Source organism: Aeromonas sp. S16(2024), assembly GCF_041403065.1.
GTDB lineage: Bacteria > Pseudomonadota > Gammaproteobacteria > Enterobacterales > Aeromonadaceae > Aeromonas.
Map to the genome: position 1 here is coordinate 43,921 of NZ_JBGLQX010000004.1, position 16,697 is coordinate 60,617.

Below are 16,697 nucleotides of genomic sequence, written 5' to 3' on the forward strand. Positions count from 1 at the left end.
CACGGGCACATTCCCCATGAAATCCGGCAGGGTGCTGCCATTTCCCTTGGAATGATGGCAGGCTGTCACGGCAACAATGACTCCAAGGCCCCAGATCCCATGGTTCGCTTCGCTACCTTCAACCTCTCCTTCGATCGCACCGCCCCCGGCATGCTCTCCGGCGAACTGGCGCTGGACCGCGCCGCCCAGGATGCACTGCTGGCCCGCTACCAGGACGGCGACGCCAGCCTCGGCAAGGCCGAGGTCACCCAGGCCAAAAACGTGCAGCAGATCCGCAATATCGCCGAGATAGTGCAGCGCACCCGGCCGGATGTCTTCCTGCTCAACGAATTCGACAATGACGGCAAGGGGGAGAGCACAACCGATCTCAAGGCCTTCAACGACAACTACCTGGCCCACGCCCAGCACGGCGAGGTGAAGGCCATCAGCTACCCTGTGATGCAGAATTTCGCCACCAACACAGGGCTGATGAGCGGCCATGACCTCAACCTGGATGGCAAGCGCAACAACGGGCCGGACGACGCCTGGGGCTTTGGCAACTACCACGGCCAGTACGCCTTCGCCCTGATGTCGAAGTATCCCATCGACACCAAGGGAATCCGCACCTTCCAGCACTTCAAGTGGAAGGACATGCCGGGCGAGACGAACCCCGTCATCGACGACTGCAACAACCCCAGGGCGCCGATCCCGGCCGGTCGCCAGTGCGGCGATGCCTGGTATGACGCCGCGACCTGGGAGCAGTTCCCGCTCTCCTCCAAGAATCACGCCGACGTGCCGGTGCGCATCAAGCAGGGCAACAAGGAGGTGGTGGTCCACTTCCTCATCTCCCACCCCACGCCCCCCATCTTCGGCAATGCGGCACGCCACAACGTCAAGCACAACAGGGCCGAGGTCGCCTTCTGGCAAGACTATGTGGAGAGCGCCAGCTACATGGTGGACGACGCCGGCAAGGCGGGCGGCCTGCCACAGGGTGCCCGCTTCGTCATCGCCGGGGATCTCAACGCCGATCCCCAACTTGGCGACGGCGATCTCAGTGCCATCCAGGACTTGCACAACCATGTGCTGGTCAATCAGGCGGTCACCAACGGCGCCCTGATCCCGGTGAGCCAGGGGGGCCCCGAGTGTCTCGCCAGCCAGCCGGATCAGTGCAAGCGCAACAACAACAGGCCGACCCCGGAGCGCATCACCAGCAGCAGCGGCCTGCAGCTCGATCACCTGATCCCCTCCGCCAACCTCAATGCCATCGCCTCGGGGATGTTCTGGCCCGCCAGCTTCGAGCCCGGCTACCACCTGGTGTATGACGCCAAGCTCGGCATCGCCAAGGGGGTGAGCTCGGATCACCGCCTGGTGTGGGTGGACTTTGAACTGGACCAGTGATGTTCAGGAGCACGCAATGAAAAGCGGGACCATGATGGCCCCGCTTTTTTTTGCCTCTGGCGCTACACCAGCTTCTCCACCCGGGCTGGCAGGCCCTGGCGCGCCGAGGAGCCGATGGCCCAGTCCACCAGGGGGTAGCGGCCGTGACGGCTGGGATCCAGCACCGCCAGATCGTTGAGGTTCACCCCGGCGCCGCGCAGGGCACTGGCCACCACCTCCTTACCGTCGACCCAATGCGCCCGCGCCCCCAGCTCCTTGTGACCGAAGCCGTGCTCGATGGCGATGGCATCTTCCTGCACCCCGGCCACGCACTCGGCCAGCCCGATCACGCTGCCATTGGGGGTACTGACCCGCACCCTGTCCCCGCTCACTATGCCAAGGCGGGCCGCCGTCTGGACGTTGAGCCGCACCCCGTTGCTGGGGTGCACCTGGCGCAGGCGATCCGAGCCTATGCTCATGGAGCTCATGGTGTGGGACTTGTAGCTGGTGAGCAGCAGGGGCCACTGGGCCGGCTTGAACGCCTCCTTGAGCGGCGTGCCATCCGCGAGCTGGGGGCGGAAGAAGCGCGGGGTGCCGCTCAAAAACTGGCCGCTCTGGCTGTGGCGCCGGCTACCCACCGCCGGGTTCCACAGCATCAATGGCTTGGGCCAGCGCTTGCTCGGCTGACCCGATTCATCGCGCCCCTTGGCCACCGGCTCGAAGCGCCCGCCGCGGGCGAAGAGATAGGCGGCGCGGCCCGCCTCCTCCGCGCTCAGGGTGGTATTCAGCACAGGCAGGATCCGTTCCACCCCGGACCAGGCGAGATCCTCGGCCCCTATGGGCGGCACCGGCTCGCCGAGATAGGCGACGTTGGCCGCCCCATAGAGGGAGAAGTCCGCCGCCTTGTGAAGACCGTGCAGCTTGCCATCCGCCCCTTTGAGGGCCCCCTCGCCAAAGCCCGGCAGGCCGAGGCGTTTGGCCACCGCGATAAAGAAGGACTCCATGCAGACCGGATCCCCCGAGGCGGTCTTGGCGACGCGAGGCTCCACCACGGGCCAGCGGCCGGTAGAGACCTTGGTCATGACCCCGTGCCAGGCGGTGGCCCAGCCCCAGGACTCGTAGGTCAGGGTGTCCGGCACTATGTAGTCCGACAGCGCCGAGGATTCGTTGATGAAGCTGTCGATGCTGACAATAAGCGGCAGCACGGCAGGGTCCTTGAGCTGCTCCCCTATGGCATGGCTGAGCCCCGCCTGACCGTAGAGGGGGTTGCCCATGTGGTTGATCCAGGCCTTGGCGCGGTATGGATAACCGCTCACCGCCGCGGTCAGGTGCTCGCCGAGCAGGGGCCCGGAGAGTGGGAACCAGGGCTCGTGGGCCGGATAGGGGTTCTGCCCCGCCTCGCGCTTGCGGCGATATTCCGAGGTCTGCTCGTAGGGGAACTTGGAGCGGGACAGGAAGACCCCGGCGGGTTTGACCATGCCGGGGAAGCTCGCCAGATCGTAGCGCGGCCCGGCGCCGAAGGGGTCGAACTTGCCGCCGCTCGCCACGGCGCCGCCCCGGGCATTGAGGTTTCCTATCATGGCATTGAGCATCATGATGGCCCAGGCCGTGTAGAAGCCGTTGGCGCTCATGGTGCCGCCATGGGTGATCACCGCCGCCCGGGTGCCGTGGCTGGTGAACTCCCGCGCCAGCTCCTTGATGTCGCCCACCGGCACGGCGCACTCGGCACTGTATTGCTCGAGACTCATCTCCCGGCTCGCCTCGGCCAGCAGCTGGAAGCTGCTCTTGACCGCCAGCGGCCCGCCCGGGGTCGGAACGCTTAGCGCCACCCAGAGCCGGGCCCGCTCGCAGCGGCCGGCCGGTGTCAGCTCGTCGCTCCCCTCTTCGACCACCAGCACCGCATCCCCCTCGCCATAGGCCTCGCCCTCAAAGGGCAGCCCGAGATCGCTTGATCGCAGCATCTGGCCGAAGCGGGGGTGGGATTGGTCGCAGACAACCAGATGGCTGGCGTTGCAAAAGCCACGATAGCCGGCCCGCTCGGCGGCCTCGGCATTGGGGGCCGCCAGGAAGGGTTCGGCGTAGCGCTCGTTGTCGATGATCCAGCGCAGCATGGCCATGGCCAGGGCCGAGTCCGTGGCGGGCCTGATGGGCAGCCAGCGGTTGGCGGGGGCAGACGGCAGGTTCACCGTGTTCGGCAGGCTGGGGGCCACCACCACATAGGAGAAGGGCTTGCCCTCACGCGCCCGGTTCGCCGCCAGCTGGCGGGACTGGCGTTTGAAGGGGTTGCCGGACTGCTGGGGAGAGGTGCCCATAAACAGCAGGAAGTCGCTCTCGTCCCAGTCGGGCTTGAGGTGGGCGTTCTTCTCCAGATCGTCCAGCAGGGCGCCGGCCCCGACCCTGTACGACAGGCCGCAGTAGGCGCCGTGGTTCGCGAAGTTGCGGGTGCCGAAGCTGTTGAAGGTGAAGCGCTTGATGAGGGCATCGCGCCCCTCGTCCGAGGCGTTGCTCACCAGCAACTGGTTGGCCCTGGGGCCGTATTCCGGGTTGGCGGGATCCAGCGGCTCAGCCAGGTTGCGGATGGCTCTGAGCCCTTCAACCTGGCCCTCCCCGAACAGATCGCCCCCCTCCACCACCTCCTCGATCAGCTGCTCGAAGGAGATGCTCTGCCAGCGACCGCTGCCACGGGGGCCGACCCGCTTGAGGCAGCGGGTGACCCTGTGGGGGCTATCGAGCTGCTCCAGCATGGCGTTGCCCCGGGCGCAGGCGGTGGAGCGTCCCTCCAGCCCCCCTTCCTGATAGCCGCTGGTAGCGATCAGCGCCTGCTTGACCGGCGTCTTGAAATCGATGTGGTGCAGGGCCGAGAGGGGGTGATAGGGGTTGCCGAGGATGCGCACTATCTTGTCGCTCTCGTTGTCGATGCGGGCCCGCACCCCGCACAGTGTCCAGCAGCCGAGGCACATGGTGTTGGCGAGGCGCTGGTTCGGGTTGGGGTGAAGCTCCCCCTGCTCGTCGACCCTGTACTCCACCGCCAGAGAGTTGCCGTGGATGGGATCCCGGGTCGGCTTGCCCGAGCTGCCGGTGGCCACCCCGCTCGCCACCTGCTTGAGGGTGTCGCTGTAACCGGCCACGAAGAGCCCTGTGCCCCCGGCAATGGCGGCCCCTTTGAGAAACTTGCGCTTGCTGTGATCCATCAGAGTGCCTCGCGAGCGGAATGGGTGGTGGCTGCCTGGGTGGCAGATGAGTGTGTGACGGATGGCAGAGCCGGGGCGCGCACCAGCTCTGAGAGCGCCACCAGCAAGGCCAGCAGCAGGCCGAAGGTGCCCAGGATGCCGAGCACCCCGGCCGGCCCCCAGGCTATCTGGTAGAGATAGACGCCGGCCCCGTATTTCGGGACCAGCTGCCCCTGGATAAGCACCAGCCAGCGCAGGCCCCACACCAGGTGCAGTGCCAGCAGCCCCAGGCCCCAGGTTTGCAGGCGCAAAGAGAATCGGTGCCCCGCCAACAGCAGCAGGCCGAGCAGGCCCAGGGTCAGCAGCAGCCAGTGGGCCGCCAGCCGCCAGCTCGGATCCAGCCGATAGAGGGCACTCGCCTCCGCCGCCGAGGCGCCCCCAAAGAGGGCCCAGCCCAGCAGGGAGAGGGCGAGCAGCGCCAGGGTCGGGCGGATCTGGCGTAGCAGCCCCGCCTCCGTACGTTGCTGCCAGCCCGCCAGCAGGCGGTTGAGCAGCAGCAGGGCGCTCTGGGCCGCCAGCAGGGCGCTCAGTGCCAGCAGCCAGGGGAGCCAGGGGCTGTGCCAGAGGGGCCGCGCCGCTACCGCCATGGTCTCCAGACCTGTGTAGAGGGCGATGCTGAGCCCGCTCAAAGCCGCCATCAAAGCCAGCGGTTTGAGCCAGGGGTCGCTGGGCCAATGTCCCAGGCAGAGCAGCCGCGCCAGGGCAGCCACCCTGTCATGCTCCTCGCCGCGCCGGGCCAGGGCGGGCCTGAGCAGCAGCCAGCCGAGCAGCATGGAGAGCAGGCTGAACAGCGGCAGCAGGTAGGCGCCATACCACATGACGGAGGTGAAGCGGGTCTGGGCGTAGAAGTGCCAGGCCCGGGCGGGCTGGTGCAGGTCTGCCGTCAGGGCGATGGGGGCCACCAGGCCGGCTGCCACCATCAGCACGGCGGCCAGGGTCTGCAGCCGCCGATCCGGCTCCTTGCGCCACAGGCTCGCCGCCCCTAGCCAGAGGGCCCCATAGGCGAGGCCGATGAGGAAGAAATATTGCACCGCCCAGGGCAGCCAGGTGATGGGTTGCTCCGGGGCCAGCAGTTCATGAATGGTCATGGGCTATCTCCTTGCCGTCGTCGCCGAGCAGGGTGCGCTGCGCCGGATGGCCGTCGATCTTGCTGACGAAAGCCTCATCCATGCCGAGATAGAAGACCCGCGGCTGGGTGTGGGCCTCGGGCTTGAGCACCTTGAGGGCGGGCTCATGTTCGCGCAGCAGTCTGCTGATCCGGCTCTTGGGATCGTTCAAGTCCCCTATGATGCGCGCCTCGCCGACGCAGCTCTCCACGCAGGCGGGCAAGAGCCCCGCCTCCAGCCGGTGGGCGCAGAAGGTGCACTTGTCGGCGGTGTTGGTCTCGTGGTTGATGAAGCGGGCGTCGTAGGGGCAGGCCTGCACACAGTAGCCGCAGCCGACGCACCAGTCGTTGTTGACCACCACTATGCCGTCGTCGCGCTGGAAGGTGGCGCCTGTGGGGCAGACATCGAGGCAGGCGGGCTCGGCGCAGTGGTTGCACAGCCTCGGCAGCATCAAGAGGGAGGCGGGGGCCTCGAGGGCCGCCACATCGCTCACCTCGTATTGGCTCACAGTGGTGCGAAACTGGCCGAGGGGGGGCTGGTTTTCGATGGTGCAGGCCACGGTGCAGGCCTGGCAACCGACGCAGCGGCGCAAGTCGATCAGCATGCCGTAACGCTTGCGCCCGTCCCCGCGGCTGATGGCCGCCCGCCCATTGCAGGGAACGGGGACGGGCTGGGCCTGAACTTGGGCCTGAGTCACGGGGATCAGGGCCGCCCCTGCGGTGAGGGCGGCGATTCCGGATAACAATCGGCGCTTGCTGAGCTCCATGGCGTCTTTCCTTCTGCTGAGCTGGCTTCCCCGAAAGGGGGGTTGGGCCGATTGTCCGCAACGCAGCAAGTCGCCTCTATTGTGGTTTTCCACATACCGGGAGCCGGGTTGATCCAGCGCAATAAAACCGGCCCCATAACCGCCAAACTGTGACCAAAGCCCCATTCGTCACCCATCACGGCGCCAGGGCGACCCAGCACATCGCCCCGGTGATAGACTGGCCTCCCCATCAGCCGCCCAAGGAGAGCGCCCTGTTCCGTCACGCCCCCTCATCGCCCGCCCGCAAGCCCCTGCTGGCCCTGTTGCTCTGGCTTGGCGTCGCCCCCGCCCTGGCAGAGCCTGTGCCGCCCCAGACAGCGTCGGCGCTGGCCCGGAGCGAGCCGGTGCGAGCCTTGGCCGAGCCGGTCCGAATAGGGGTGCTGGCGACTCGCGGCCCGGCGCTTGCGAAGACCCAGTGGCAGCCGCTGATGGGCTGGCTGGACGAGCGCGTGCCAGAGCGGCGCTTCGCGCTGGTGCCCCTGGAGCTCGACGCGCTGGCCGAGGCCGTCGCACAGAACAGGCTCGACTTTGTCATCACCAACCCGGGCCAGTCGGTCAGCCTGTCGCGCCAGTATCCGCTGGCCTGGCTCGCCACCCTCAAGAGCCCGGCGGGGGGTGACAACCTCGCCATAGGCGCCGCCCTGGTGGTGCGCGCCCATGCCCCCTACCGGCACTGGCAGGATCTCGAGGGACAGCCGGTTGCCGCCGTGTCGGAGAACGCCTTCGGCGGCTACCTCGCCTACCGCTTCGAGGCAGACGAGCAGGGGATCAGGCTGGAGCGCTTCTTCTCCGCCGTGCGCTTCACCGGCTTCCCCCTGGACAGGCTCATCGAGCAGCTGGCGGCAGGGGACGTCGCCGCCGCCATAGTGCCCGTATGCCAGCTGGAGCGCATGGTGCGGGAGGGCAAGGTCGCCGACTCGGATTTTCGGGTGCTGGACAACCAGGCGCCGGCGGGCTTTGGCTGCCAGAGCTCGACCCGGCTCTACCCTAACTGGGCCTTCGCCAAGACGGAGCAGGCCTCCCCTGCGCTCGCCCTGGCGGTGACCCGAGCACTGTTCGATCTGCCAGCAGACAGCGAGGCGGCCATGGCCGCCGATTCGGCGGGCTGGACAGTGCCCACCAGCCAGCTCAGCATCGACCGCCTGCTCAAGGCGCTGGATCGCCACCCCCTGCAGGGGCCCTGGTGGCAATCGGCCTGGCACTGGCTGCGCCAGCATCAGCAGTGGGGCTGGGGCGCCCTGGCGCTGGTGCTGCTGCTCGGCGGTCACCACCTGCTGTTGCAATACCTGTTCAACCGCAGCCAGCGCCGACTGCTCGCCACCCGCCAGCAACTCGAGGAGAAGGGGCGCCAGCTAGAGCAGGCCAGACGCCTCGCCGAACTCGGTGAACTCGGCGCCAACGTGGCCCACGAGATCAACCAGCCCCTCACCGCCATCGCCAACTACAGCCAGGGTGCCCTGCTGCGCCTGGCGAGGCAGGGGCAGGATCCTGCCACGGCCGCATCACAGGAACCCCTGCGCCAGGCCCTGGAGCAGATTGGCCTGCAGGTCCAGCGCATCACCCAGACAGTCAACCGGCTGAGATCCCGGCTGCAAAAGCGCCCCCGCCAAGCCGAGCCCACGGATCTGGTCGCCCTGGTGGAGGGCCTGCAACCCCTGCTCGGTCAGATGCTGGGCCCCCTCGGCGTCACCTTCACACTGCGCTGGCAGGGGCAGCCGCGCCTGCTCCCCCTGGATGGTACCGGGGTGGAGCAGTTGCTGATGAACCTCATCAAGAATGGCGCCGAGAGCGCGGCCCGAACGGACGGCCCGGCGGCGCAAAGGGCTGAGCCGGGCCGGGTCGAGCTGCTTGTCTCCTTCGAGGCGGCGCTATTGGTCCTGGAGATCCGCGACAACGGCCCTGGCCTCAGGATGCCAGAGGCCTGGCTGCAGCAGGCGTTTCACAGCGACAAGGACGATGGCATGGGGCTGGGGCTCGCCATCTGCCGGGACGTGGTCGAGTGTCATCGCGGCCAGCTCGCCTTGAGCAACCTGAGCCCCCATGGCTGCCTGGCCCGGGTGACCCTGCCCGCCCCTCGGCAGCGGCTTGAGGCCGCTTCCGATTTCAATCCAAGGAGCTGACATGCAGTCCACTGACCGCCCTCCCCTCTATCTGGTCGATGACGACCAGGCCGTGCTCGACTCCCTGCGCTTCATGCTGGAGAGCTGCGACGAGCGGCAGCTGCGCTGCTTTGCCGACGGCGAGCGCTTCCTGGCAGAGGTCGATCTGCGCCTGCCCGCCTGCCTCATCCTGGATTGCCGCATGCCGGGACTGTCGGGCCCCGAGGTGCAGCAGCGGCTGAAGGCGGCCCAAAGCCCCATCGCCATCCTGTTTCTCACCGGCCACGGCGAGGTACCCCTGGCGGTGGAGTCCCTAAAACAGGGGGCGGTGGATTTCTTGCAAAAGCCGGTGCAGCTGGCCCCTTTGCTCGCCGCCATAGCGCGGGCCGAGCAGGGGACCCTGGCCGCGGCGGCGCGTCTTTCCCATCGGGCGGCCTTTGAGCGGCTCACCCCCCGCGAGCACCAGCTGTTGCAACTCATCGCCCGGGGCCACAAGAACCAGCAGATAGCGCAAGATCTCTGCATCTCGGTGCGCACCGTCGAGGTGTGCCGCGCCAGCCTGATGAGGCGACTAGAGGTCGATTCCCTGGCCGAGCTGATGCTGCGCTATGCGGCGGTCAATGGGCAGCCCTGAATGGCTCACGCCATGGGCAAACCCCGGGGCACAAAACGCGGCGAGATCACACACTTGGCGCCGCCTTGGGGGTAGAGTAACCCCTTCCCTTTATCAGGACGGACCGAGGTCCTGCGCATTATTTCGAGGAGACTTCATGGAACTGCTTCTGCTCAGCAATGGCAAAACTACCGAACACCCGGGCCTGCTCGGCTGGGCCCGCGACCGGGTGCAGGCCCTGCTCGCCCGCAAACAGGTCAAGCGCATCCTGCTCATTCCCTATGCGGTGATCCGCAGCGACTGGGATGCCCGTGCCCAGGATCTCACCGAGAGCCTGGGGGTGGAGGCCATCAGCATCCACCAGTTCGACGATCCCGTGGACGCCATCAACCAGGCAGACGCCATCTTCATCAGTGGCGGCAACACCTGGCGCCTGAACCAGCTGCTGCACGAATACGGTCTCATCGTGCCCATACAGCGGGCCGTGCGTGAACGGGGCGTGCCCTATGTGGGCTGGAGCGCCGGTTGCAACGTGGCGACCCCGAGCATCCGCACCACCAACGACATGCCGGTGTGCAGCGCCGCCGTGCTGCCGGCGCTGGGCCTGTTCCCGCTGCAGATCAATCCCCACTATCTGGATGCCAGCATCAGCGGCCACATGGGGGAGACCCGGGATGAGCGGCTCGCCGAGTTCTGCGCCATCAACCCGAGCGAATCCGTGGTGGCCCTGCGGGAGGCCAGCCTGTTGCAGATCAGCGGCGAGAGCAGCGGCGAGACCGTCGAGTACTGGAGCGTGCGCGGCGAAGGCTTCAAGATCTTCAAGCACGGCGAGGCGATCCAGGAGTATGAGGACGCCCGGCCACTGGCCGCGCTGACGCCGTTTCAGCCCCGCGACTGACGCCATGAGAAACGAACCTATGTGAGCGATCACGGGATTTGCCATGCTGTGGGGGCAAGGGTTATCCCTTGCTCCTTGTTTTTCGATGGGAGAAGGCCATGACAGTAAGGATCGAACACGACAGCTTCGGTGATATCGAAGTCCCGGCGGCGCGGCTCTGGGGGGCCCAGACCCAGCGCTCCCTGCACCATTTCAACATCTCGGGGGAGCGCCAGCCCATGGAGATCATCCATGCCCTCGCCCGCATCAAGTCCGCCTGCGCCAGGGTGAACCATGCCCTGGGGCTGCTGCCCGCCCGCAAGGCCCAGGCTATCATGGCCGCCGCCGACGAGGTGCTGTGCGGCCTGCACGATGCCGAGTTTCCCCTGATGGTGTGGCAGACCGGCTCAGGCACCCAGACCAACATGAACCTCAACGAGGTGCTGGCGAACCGCGCCAGCGAGCTGCTTGGCGGCGAACGGGGAGAGGCGCGGCTGGTGCACCCCAACGACGAGGTGAACAAGAGCCAGTCCAGCAACGACGTCTTCCCCAGCGCCATGAACCTGGCGGCCGTCACCGCCATCACAGGCCAGCTGCTGCCTGCTCTCATCACCCTCAAACAGACCCTGGCCGACAAGGCCGCCGCCTTCGACGACCTCGTCAAGATTGGCCGTACCCATTTGCAGGACGCCACCCCCCTCACCCTGGGTCAGGAGATCTCCGGCTGGGTCGCCCAGCTCGCGCAAGGGGAGCGCCACCTGAATGCAGCCCTGCCCCATCTGTGTGAGCTGGCCCTCGGCGGCACCGCGGTCGGCACCGGTCTCAACTGCCCGCCCGGCTTTGCCGAGGCGGTGGCAAGCACCCTGGCACAGCAGACCGGCTTGCCCCTGGTGAGTGCCCCTAACAAGTTCGAGGCCCTGGCGGCGAGCGATGCCCAGGTCCATGCCCATGGCGCCCTCAAGACGCTGGCGGCTTCTCTCATGAAGATCGCCAACGACGTGCGCTGGCTGGCAAGCGGCCCCCGCAGCGGGCTGGGGGAGCTCAGCATCCCGGAGAACGAACCCGGCTCCTCCATCATGCCGGGCAAGGTCAACCCGACCCAGAGCGAGGCGCTCACCATGCTCTGCGCCCAGGTGATGGGCAACGACGTGGCCATCAACATCGGCGGTGCCAGCGGCAACTTCGAGCTCAACGTGTTCAGGCCGATGATCGCCTACAACTTCCTGCAAAGCGTGCGGCTCTTGGCGGATGGCATGCAGAGCTTCCACGATCACTGCGCCCTCGGCCTCGCTGCGAACCGGGCGCGCATCGACGAGCTGCTGGCCCGCTCCCTGATGCTGGTGACGGCCCTCAACCCCCACATCGGCTATGACAAGGCCGCCGAGATTGCCAAACTGGCCCACCACCAGGGGCTGACGCTGCGGGAGGCGGCCATCGCCTCCGGCCACCTCACGGCCCAGCAGTTCGATGCCTGGGTGGTGCCCGCCGACATGGTAGGGCGGCATCCATAAGCTATCTCAGCCCCCAGCAACCCGATGCCCGGGTCATACCGGCGGAAATGGTAGGGCGGCAGCTATAAGCCAAGTTGCCTTGGGCCATCTCGGCCCCCAGGAGTCCGATGTCTGGATCCTTCCCGGCGAGATGGCGGGATGGCAGCCATAGGTCATCTCAGCCCCCGGGAGTCAGATGCCGGTGCTCCCCAGATGGTGGGACCAGGTAAATGGAGGTGGTTTAAAACAGAAGGGGCGCCGCGGCGCCCCTTCTCATTCACAGGCAAGGGCTCAGCTCTTGCTCTGGCAGTTGAACATCCAGCGGGTGCCAAACCTGTCCACCAGAGAACCGAAATAGTCGCCCCAGAACATCTCCTGCAACGGCATCTCCACCTGGCCGCCCTCCCCCAGGGCCGCAAACAGACGGTCGGTCTCGGCCCGGCTGTCCGGCTCCAGGTTGAGGTAACTGTTGTTGCCCTGCACCAGGGTGAACCCCATGCTGGCGGGGGCGTCCGTGCCCATCAGCACGTGGCCGCCCAAGATGGCGAGCTCCACATGCATCACCAGATCGCCATCCTCCTGTGACAGGGGCGGCTGGCCCGGGCAGCCGGGGGACTCCTTGAATCTGTGGATGGGGCCGCTGAACTCGCCGCCGAACACCTCGCGGTAGAAGAGGAAGGCCGCCTCCGTCTCCCGGGCAAAATTGAGATAGGTACTGACACGCGCCATGATGATCTCCCTGGTCATTGATAGCGGATTTCGAGGCCAGCTATCAGCATAGAAGAGCCAACGCCACCCAGGTCGTTCACTACCCCCGTGAGTCCTAAGTGGTGCTTCCCCCCGTTTCCCCATGAGTACCTGGCTGATATTTCATGAAAAAAGAGCAACCCGGATACATCAAGGGTTGCACCCCACCTCCCATCCCAGAAACATGCATACAACCTATTAATATTTCGGTGAAAAGCTGTATTTAGCCCTATTTTCATGATCAATCTGCCGAGCCATTTGGCATAGAAGAATTCAACAATGTAGCCGGGACATTAAAAATTCTTGCTTGAAGGTTGCACCTGGTTGCGCCATTCTCGGCAAAATTTAACCGTCCGGTAATATTGTTACCTTCTAGACACAGGAAGTCCCATGGCCACTACCACCCTCGGCGTTAAACTCGATGAAGCGACCCGCGACCGTCTCAAGCAGGCCGCCCAGACCCTGGACCGCACCCCCCACTGGCTGATCAAGCAGGCGATCTTCACCTATCTGGAGCAGTTGGAGCGGGGCCTGACCCCGCCCGAGCAGTCCGGTCTGGCCGCTGCCGCCGGGGAAGAGGCCATCGAGACCCTCACCGAGCAGGGGATCCAGGTCTTCCTCGAGTTTGCCGAGAGCATCTTGCCGCAGTCCGTGCTGCGCGCCGCCATCACCTCCGCCTATCGCCGCCCCGAGACCGAGGCCGTGCCCATGCTGCTGGAGCAGGCCCGCCTGCCCAAGGAGAAGGCCGAGGCCACCCAGAGGCTCGCCTTGAGCATCGCCGAGAAGCTGCGCAACCAGAAGAGCGCCAGCGGCCGTCAGGGCCTGGTGCAGGGTCTGCTGCAGGAGTTCTCCCTCTCCTCCCAGGAAGGGGTGGCCTTGATGTGTCTGGCGGAGGCGCTGCTGCGCATCCCCGACAAGGCGACCCGCGATGCCCTGATCCGCGACAAGATAAGCGGTGGCAACTGGAGCCAGCATCTGGGCCAGAGCGCCTCCCTGTTCGTCAACGCCGCCTCCTGGGGCCTGCTCATCACCGGCAAGCTGGTGGCCACCCACAACGAGGCTGGCCTCAACAGCTCCCTCAAGGGGCTGATCGGCAAGGGGGGCGAGCCGCTGATCCGCAAGGGTGTGGACATGGCGATGCGCCTGATGGGGGAGCAGTTCGTCACCGGCGAGACCATAGCCGAGGCGCTGGCGAACGCGGGCAACATGGAAAACAGGGGCTTTCGCTACTCCTACGACATGCTGGGGGAAGCGGCCCTCACCGAGGAGGATGCCAAGCGCTATCTCGCCTCCTACGAGCAGGCCATCCACGCCATCGGCAAGGCCTCCCATGGCCGCGGCATCTATGAGGGCCCGGGCATCTCCATCAAGCTCTCCGCCCTGCACCCGCGCTACAGCCGCGCCCAGTACGATCGCGTCATGGAAGAGCTCTACCCCACCCTGCTGGGGCTGACCCAGCTCGCGAGGCAGTACGACATCGGCATCAACATCGACGCCGAGGAGGCCGATCGGCTGGAGATCTCTCTGGATCTCTTGGAGAAGCTCTGCTTCGACCCGTCTCTCGCGGACTGGAACGGCATCGGCTTCGTCATCCAGGCCTATCAGAAGCGCTGCCCCTATGTGATCGACTACGTCATCGATCTTGCCAAGCGCAGCCGTCACCGCCTGATGATCCGGCTGGTGAAGGGCGCCTACTGGGACAGCGAGATCAAGCGCGCCCAGCAGGATGGCCTGGAGGGTTACCCCGTCTATACCCGCAAACCCTACACCGATGTCTCCTATCTCGCCTGCGCCCGCAAGCTGCTGGCGGTGCCCGAGTCCATCTATCCCCAGTTCGCCACCCACAACGCCCATTCGCTGTCGGCCATCTACCAGCTGGCGGGGCAGAACTACTACCCGGGCCAGTACGAGTTCCAGTGCCTGCACGGCATGGGTGAGCCGCTCTACGAACAGGTGGTCGGCAAGGTCGCCGACGGCAAGCTGGGTCGCCCCTGCCGCATCTATGCGCCGGTCGGCAGCCACGAGACCCTGCTCGCCTACCTGGTGCGCCGCCTGCTGGAGAACGGGGCCAACACCTCCTTCGTTAACCGCATCGCGGACAACAGCATCTCCCTGCAGGATCTGGTTCAGGATCCGGTACAGCAGATCGAGCAGATGGCCGCCCGTGAAGGCAGCCTGGGTCTGCCCCACCCGCGCATTCCCCTGCCCCGTGAGCTGTACGGTGAAGCTCGCCCGAACTCCGCCGGCCTGGACTTGGCGAACGAGCACCGTCTGGGGTCCCTGTCCGCCGCCCTGCTCGCCAGCACCAACACCGCCTATCAGGCCCTGCCCATGCTGGGTTGCGAGCTTGAGGCTTCCGGCACTCTCCAGCCCGTCGTCAACCCGGCGGATCACCGCGACGTCGTCGGTCAGGTGAGCGAAGCCACGATAGAGCTGGTGGACAAGGCTCTCGCCTGCGCCCTGGCCAGCGGGCAGATCTGGCAATCGACCCCGCCGGCCGAGCGGGCCGCCGTGCTGGAGCGCGCCGCCGATCTGATGGAATCCGAGCTGCAACCCCTGATGGGTCTGCTGGTGCGCGAATCCGGCAAGACCTTCGCCAACGCCATCGCCGAGGTGCGCGAGGCGGTGGACTTCCTGCGCTACTACGCCGCCCAGGCGCGCAACCACTTCGCCAACGAGAGCCACAGACCGCTCGGCCCCGTGGTCTGCATCAGCCCCTGGAACTTCCCGCTGGCCATCTTCAGCGGCCAGGTGTGCGCGGCGCTGGCAGCCGGCAATACGGTGCTCGCCAAGCCTGCCGAGCAGACCCCCCTCATCGCGGCGCAAGCGGTGCGTATCCTGCGTGAGGCCGGCGTCCCCGCCGGTGCGGTGCAACTGCTGCCGGGCCGCGGTGAAACCGTGGGCGCGGCCCTTATCGCGGACGAACGCGTGCGCGGCGTCATGTTCACCGGCTCCACCGAGGTGGCGGGCATCATCTCCCGCAACCTGGCCGGTCGCCTCGACGCCCAGGGCCGCACCATTCCCCTCATCGCCGAGACCGGCGGCCAGAACGCCATGATCGTCGACTCCTCCGCCCTGACCGAACAGGTGGTGATGGACGTCATCTCCTCGGCGTTCGACAGCGCCGGTCAGCGCTGCTCCGCCCTGCGGGTGCTGTGCGTGCAGGACGACGTGGCCGAACGGGTGATCCGCATGCTCAAGGGCGCCATGGCCGAGTACAAGGTCGGCAGCCCCGAGCACCTCTCCACCGACATAGGCCCTGTCATCGACGCCGAGGCCAAGGCCAACATAGAGCGCCACATCAAGGCCATGGGGGACAAGGGTCGCCGGGTGCACCAGATTGCCCGCACGCAGGAGGGCGCCTGCAGCCGCGGCACCTTCGTGCTGCCGACGCTCATCGAGCTCGACAGCCTGGATGAGCTGGGCCCGGAGGTGTTCGGCCCTGTGCTGCACCTGGTGCGCTACCCCCGTGCCAAGCTCGGCGAGCTGCTCGCGCAGATCAACGACAGCGGCTACGGCCTGACCCTGGGGGTCCATACCCGCATCGACGAGACCATAGCCCAGGTGGTCAACACCGCCAAGGTCGGCAACCTCTACGTCAACCGCAACATAGTGGGCGCCGTGGTCGGGGTGCAGCCGTTCGGCGGCGAAGGGCTCTCCGGCACGGGTCCCAAGGCGGGTGGCCCGCTCTACATGTACCGTCTGCTCGGGGCACGCCCGCAGGAGGCGGTGACCAGCCAGCTTCGCCAGGAGCCGGGGGCAACCCCGCAAGCCGAGGCCGCCAAACCGGCACTGCTGGCCTTGCGCGGCTGGGCGAGCAAGCAGGCCCCGGCACTGGTGGCCCTGTGCGATCGCTACGGCGAGCTGGCACTGAGCGGCCTGACCCAGCTGCTGGTCGGCCCCACCGGCGAGCGCAACAGCTACAGCCTGCTGCCCCGGGAGCGGGTGCTCTGTCTGGCCGCAGACGATAAAGAAGCCAAAACGGATCTGCTGGCCCAGCTGGCGGCCTGTCTGGCCGTCGGGACGCAAGTGCTGTGGCAGGACAATGCCCAGAACCGCACCCTGCTGACCAGCCTGCCCGGCGAGGTACAGGCGCGTATCCAGCTGGTGGCGGACTGGGCCAGCAGCGACATCGGCTTCGATGCCCTGCTGCACCACGGCGACTCGGATCAGCTGCGGGAAGTGGCCAAGCTGGCCGCCGCCCGTGCTGGTGCCATCGTCGGCGTGCACGGCCTGCACCGTGGCGAGACCGACATCCCCCTGGAGCGCCTGCTGATCGAACACGCCCTCTCGGTCAACACCGCCGCCGCCGGTGGCAATGCCAGCCTGATGACCATAGGCTAAGCACCACACACCGACAGAGACCCAGGCCCC

At 66.7% G+C, this 16,697-nt stretch carries 10 protein-coding genes; 6 read left to right on the forward strand and 4 right to left on the reverse strand.

Annotated elements, in window-relative coordinates:
- Window positions 1–51: 51 nt before the first annotated feature.
- Window positions 52–1,377, forward strand: a complete 1,326-nt coding sequence (locus ACB030_RS04435) for an endonuclease/exonuclease/phosphatase family protein (RefSeq protein ID WP_371158348.1) — start codon at window positions 52–54, stop codon at window positions 1,375–1,377.
- 62 nt (window positions 1,378–1,439) lie between these two features.
- Here ACB030_RS04435 and ACB030_RS04440 read toward each other — a convergent pair whose 3' ends face one another.
- Genes ACB030_RS04440 through dsrO form a run of 3 tightly spaced genes read right to left on the reverse strand, consistent with a single transcriptional unit; the run spans window position 1,440 to window position 6,458 of the window.
- Window positions 1,440–4,547 (reverse strand): tetrathionate reductase subunit A, encoded by a 3,108-nt coding sequence (locus ACB030_RS04440; protein ID WP_371158350.1) that lies wholly within the window; start codon window positions 4,545–4,547, stop codon window positions 1,440–1,442.
- On the reverse strand, window positions 4,547–5,674 hold the full coding sequence (nrfD, locus tag ACB030_RS04445) for an NrfD/PsrC family molybdoenzyme membrane anchor subunit (RefSeq protein WP_371158352.1): 1,128 nt from the start codon (window positions 5,672–5,674) through the stop codon (window positions 4,547–4,549). The genes ACB030_RS04440 and nrfD overlap by 1 nt, the downstream gene beginning before the upstream one ends.
- Window positions 5,661–6,458 (reverse strand): sulfate reduction electron transfer complex DsrMKJOP subunit DsrO, encoded by a 798-nt coding sequence (gene dsrO / locus ACB030_RS04450; RefSeq protein ID WP_371158354.1) that lies wholly within the window; start codon window positions 6,456–6,458, stop codon window positions 5,661–5,663. The genes nrfD and dsrO overlap by 14 nt, the downstream gene beginning before the upstream one ends.
- A gap of 341 nt (window positions 6,459–6,799) precedes the next feature.
- On the opposite strand from dsrO, the gene ACB030_RS04455 reads away from it, so the two are divergent.
- The 4 genes from ACB030_RS04455 to fumC all read left to right on the forward strand — a co-directional run bounded on the left by ACB030_RS04455 (window position 6,800) and on the right by fumC (window position 11,597).
- Window positions 6,800–8,617 carry a PhnD/SsuA/transferrin family substrate-binding protein gene (locus tag ACB030_RS04455; RefSeq protein ID WP_371158518.1) on the forward strand — a complete coding sequence of 606 codons (1,818 nt, stop codon included), beginning with the start codon at window positions 6,800–6,802 and terminating at the stop codon, window positions 8,615–8,617.
- 1 nt (window position 8,618) lies between these two features.
- Window positions 8,619–9,230: a response regulator transcription factor gene (locus ACB030_RS04460; protein ID WP_371158356.1), complete on the forward strand. Its 612-nt coding sequence runs from the start codon at window positions 8,619–8,621 to the stop codon at window positions 9,228–9,230.
- Window positions 9,231–9,366: 136 nt separating this feature from the next.
- A complete protein-coding gene (gene pepE, locus ACB030_RS04465) occupies window positions 9,367–10,107 on the forward strand; it encodes a dipeptidase PepE (protein ID WP_371158358.1) in 741 nt (246 codons plus the stop codon).
- A gap of 98 nt (window positions 10,108–10,205) precedes the next feature.
- Entirely contained in the window at window positions 10,206–11,597 is a 1,392-nt protein-coding gene (gene fumC, locus ACB030_RS04470; protein ID WP_371158360.1) for a class II fumarate hydratase, read from the forward strand.
- A 270-nt stretch (window positions 11,598–11,867) separates the two neighbouring features.
- Here fumC and ACB030_RS04475 read toward each other — a convergent pair whose 3' ends face one another.
- Entirely contained in the window at window positions 11,868–12,305 is a 438-nt protein-coding gene (locus ACB030_RS04475) for a VOC family protein (RefSeq protein ID WP_371158362.1), read from the reverse strand.
- A 408-nt stretch (window positions 12,306–12,713) separates the two neighbouring features.
- On the opposite strand from ACB030_RS04475, the gene putA reads away from it, so the two are divergent.
- Complete coding sequence (putA, locus tag ACB030_RS04480; protein WP_371158364.1) at window positions 12,714–16,667, forward strand: trifunctional transcriptional regulator/proline dehydrogenase/L-glutamate gamma-semialdehyde dehydrogenase; 3,954 nt, start codon at window positions 12,714–12,716, stop codon at window positions 16,665–16,667.
- The last annotated feature ends 30 nt before the right edge of the window (window positions 16,668–16,697 follow it).

Coding starts and splice junctions, on each gene's coding strand:
- dsrO (WP_371158354.1), bottom strand. CDS start 6,458: ATGGAGCTCAGCAAGCGCCGATTGTTATCCGGAATCGCCGCCCTCACC.
- ACB030_RS04440 (WP_371158350.1), bottom strand. CDS start 4,547: ATGGATCACAGCAAGCGCAAGTTTCTCAAAGGGGCCGCCATTGCCGGG.
- fumC (WP_371158360.1), top strand. CDS start 10,206: ATGACAGTAAGGATCGAACACGACAGCTTCGGTGATATCGAAGTCCCG.
- ACB030_RS04475 (WP_371158362.1), bottom strand. CDS start 12,305: ATGGCGCGTGTCAGTACCTATCTCAATTTTGCCCGGGAGACGGAGGCG.
- ACB030_RS04435 (WP_371158348.1), top strand. CDS start 52: ATGATGGCAGGCTGTCACGGCAACAATGACTCCAAGGCCCCAGATCCC.
- ACB030_RS04460 (WP_371158356.1), top strand. CDS start 8,619: ATGCAGTCCACTGACCGCCCTCCCCTCTATCTGGTCGATGACGACCAG.
- pepE (WP_371158358.1), top strand. CDS start 9,367: ATGGAACTGCTTCTGCTCAGCAATGGCAAAACTACCGAACACCCGGGC.
- nrfD (WP_371158352.1), bottom strand. CDS start 5,674: ATGACCATTCATGAACTGCTGGCCCCGGAGCAACCCATCACCTGGCTG.
- putA (WP_371158364.1), top strand. CDS start 12,714: ATGGCCACTACCACCCTCGGCGTTAAACTCGATGAAGCGACCCGCGAC.